The organism is Anaerolinea thermolimosa (genome assembly GCF_001050195.2).
Taxonomy (GTDB): domain Bacteria; phylum Chloroflexota; class Anaerolineae; order Anaerolineales; family Anaerolineaceae; genus Anaerolinea; species Anaerolinea thermolimosa.
This window is the reverse complement of record NZ_DF967965.1, coordinates 917,159-919,525: the sequence shown is the minus strand read 5'-3', so window position 1 is coordinate 919,525 and position 2,367 is coordinate 917,159. Positions and strand designations below refer to the sequence as shown.

Annotated in this window: 2 protein-coding genes; one reads left to right on the top strand and one right to left on the bottom strand. The window is 56.1% G+C overall.

All coding sequences use genetic code 11. The annotated features are described in order from the left end of the window. Positions 1-76: 76 nt before the first annotated feature. Positions 77-427, bottom strand: coding sequence for a hypothetical protein (locus ATHL_RS04235; RefSeq protein WP_062190130.1), 351 nt, complete (start codon positions 425-427; stop codon positions 77-79). A 544-nt stretch (positions 428-971) separates the two neighbouring features. Between ATHL_RS04235 and ATHL_RS04230 the strand changes: the two genes are divergently transcribed. Next, positions 972-2,270 carry an ISNCY family transposase gene (locus ATHL_RS04230; protein WP_084001090.1) on the top strand — a complete coding sequence of 433 codons (1,299 nt, stop codon included), beginning with the start codon at positions 972-974 and terminating at the stop codon, positions 2,268-2,270. The last annotated feature ends 97 nt before the right edge of the window (positions 2,271-2,367 follow it).

Genomic DNA, 2,367 nt, shown 5'->3' with positions numbered 1-2,367 from the left:
CTGTCCTCCTTTTCCCGACGCGCCGCACCGCGCCGGGAGAGAATGAATCTCCCCGGGGCGGCGGGGGTGGTAACCATCAGGCAGACAGGCGGCGGGCCTTGAGGCGCTCCAGCTCCTGGTCGGTGAGGGCTTTCCCACAGTCCAGACAGATCACCTCTTCCCGCAGATCATCCCAGGGCCCCCAGCCGGGAGTGTAGTGCATCTCGCCAGAGGCGCTCAGGGTGGTGTGTTCGTGCGGGCAGTCTTCCCGAAGCCGGTACAACTCGGCCAGGTCACGAACCTGATTCCACACCGCATCACCCAGCGCATCCCCCAGGTTCTCGGATAAGAACTTCAGAAAACCCTTCCAGTCTTTGGGCCTGAAACGGTGAGAGGCCAGGATACGCTGAACATCCTGCTCTTCAAGGATAATTTGAGCCACGATCATCGCAGTCCTCCTCCCCCCGGCGCGTCCCGCACCGCTCCGGGGAAGGTGGTGATTCCCCGTGCGGGCGGGTAGGAAAAGACACAGATCAGGCGAGCGATATAACCTTATAACCTTGTTAAGGTGCAGTCAAAGTTATGCGTTGAGCAGGCGCATCCCTGTATGTTGGCAAGGCAGAACCGGAATTGTGGTTTGCACGGTTTCCGCTTCCCCGTACACATTCCCGCTGGTGGCGGAAACGTCTGTTCTATTCTGCCCTTGCCGGTGGGGTGGGGTAATGCAGCCCCGTGACGACTGCCCCTGCTGGAGTTTCACCAGCCAGACGATCCCATTTAACGCTAACGTGAATTCGGGATAAGACGAGGATCTCCAAAGGGAGTAAACTTTTGTCACCACAACAGAAGTCGAAACCCAAGGAGACCCTCAATGGAGAGTTTACTCGTTTTGTTCTGCGATGTCGATGATTTCTGCCAGGCTGTTAGTGCAAAGTAGTAAAGTCCCCTTTGTGCAAAGTTAAAATGTCCCCATAGGAGGGACGAGAAAGGGAATGGACGAACTACTAGCGATGAGTAAAGAAGAGATCACCCGGTTAGAAACGATGCAACGGATAAAAGACAAGCGGCTAACGCAAGGGGAAGCCGCGCGGATACTGGGGCTGAGTGTACGACAGATCAAACGGCTGTATCGGGCATACAAAGGCGAAGGAGCGGCAGGGCTGGTGAGCCGAAGGCGGGGGAAGCCGAGCAACCATCGGCTGGATGGAGGAACGCGGCAGAAAGCCCTGGACCTGCTGTATGAGCGTTATGCGGACTTTGGTCCGACGTTAGCGCATGAGAAGTTGAGCGAGCGGCATCAATTGAGGCTTTCGCGGGAAAGTGTGCGCAAACTGATGATAGCTGAAGGGCTATGGAAGCCGCGGCGGGGGAAGAAAGCGCCAGTGCACCAGATGCGCGAACGGAGAGCGTGTTTAGGGGAGTTAGTGCAAATCGATGGCTCGGATCATGCCTGGTTCGAAGAACGGGGTCCGCAGTGTACCCTGCTGGTGTTTATCGATGATGCGACGGGACAGTTGATGGAACTGTGGTTTGTGCCCGATGAGACCTTTTTCGCCTACTGTGAGGCGACGCGCCACTACCTGGAGCGTTATGGCAAGCCGCTAGCCTTCTACAGCGACCGTCATGGCATTTTTCGGGTCAATCAGCCCCGTCCTCTGGCAACCACCTCCGGGTTGACCCAATTTGGACGGGCCATGCAGGAACTGGAGATCCAGATCCTGTGTGCCAGTACTCCCCAAGCCAAAGGACGCATTGAACGGGCGAACCAGACCCTGCAAGACCGCCTGGTGAAAGAACTGCGTTTACGGGGGATTTCTGACATGGCCACGGCGAATGCTTTCTTACCCGAGTTTCGGGAAGATTTCAACCGCCGTTTTGCAGTAGCCCCGCGCAGTCATCACAATGCCCATCGACCCTTGTTACCTGCCGAAAACCTGGACCTGATCCTGTCTCACCAGGAAACCCGTACCCTCTCCAAAAACCTGACCCTCCAGTTCAAGCACATGATCTACCAGATCCAATCCGAACGCCCAGACTATGCCTTACGCAATGCCCGGGTAACCGTTTGCGAGACCCCTCAAGGAGAAGTGACGATCCTCTACAAAAACCAGCCCTTGCCTTACTCCCTCTACCAGAAGGCGATCCGTCAAGCCGACATCGTGGATACCAAATCCCTCGATCGTCAGGTCAAGGCTCCACCGTCCCCTGCCCCCAATCACCCCTGGCGCCGCTATGGTCACCACCTGAACGGGAAACCCATCGAAGAAGCTTCACCCCATGGCACTGACTAACATGGACCTCAACATCACATCTGGCATTGTCTCACCACTCTTCATAGGGGACATCTCTATTTTGCATTTCAGGGGACATTTCTATTTTGCATTGACA